This window comes from Nitrosopumilus sp. b1 (assembly GCF_014078545.1).
In the GTDB taxonomy this organism is placed as follows: domain Archaea; phylum Thermoproteota; class Nitrososphaeria; order Nitrososphaerales; family Nitrosopumilaceae; genus PXYB01.
In genome coordinates this window covers 1-502 of record NZ_MU078795.1, presented here as the reverse complement: position 1 = coordinate 502, position 502 = coordinate 1, and the positions used below count along the sequence as shown (strand labels likewise).

At 34.3% G+C, this 502-nt stretch carries 1 pseudogene; it reads left to right on the top strand.

Annotation, left to right across the window (positions count from 1 at the left end):
- Positions 1 to 502 (top strand): annotated as a pseudogene (locus C6988_RS10915) (excinuclease ABC subunit UvrA); the annotation flags it as partial.

The window sequence follows — 502 nt, the reverse complement described above, 5'->3', positions numbered from 1 at the left end:
TCAAAGAGTATTCATGGAGACTGATTCAGAATCAAAAAGAGATTGGCTAAAACAATTCATGAGGGACACACCATGCAATACATGCAATGGCAAAAAGCTAAAACCTGAAGCACTTGCAGTAAAAATTAATTCAAAAAGTATTATGGATGTTTGTGATTTATCAATTGATCAGTGCTATGATTTTTTTTCATCATTAAAATTAACTAAAACTGAACAATACATTGCCCAAGATGTAATGAAAGAGATCAAAGAGCGTTTGGAATTTTTAAAAAATGTAGGATTAAACTATCTTACACTAAATCGCTCTAGCTCCACATTATCTGGAGGAGAATCACAAAGAATTAGACTAGCAACACAGATTGGCTCTAATCTAACAGGAGTTTTGTATGTGCTTGATGAGCCAACAATCGGCCTGCACCAACGAGATAATTCAAGACTCATTAAAACGCTAACAAAGCTACGAAATCTTGGAAATACAGTCATAGTAGTAGAGCATGACGAA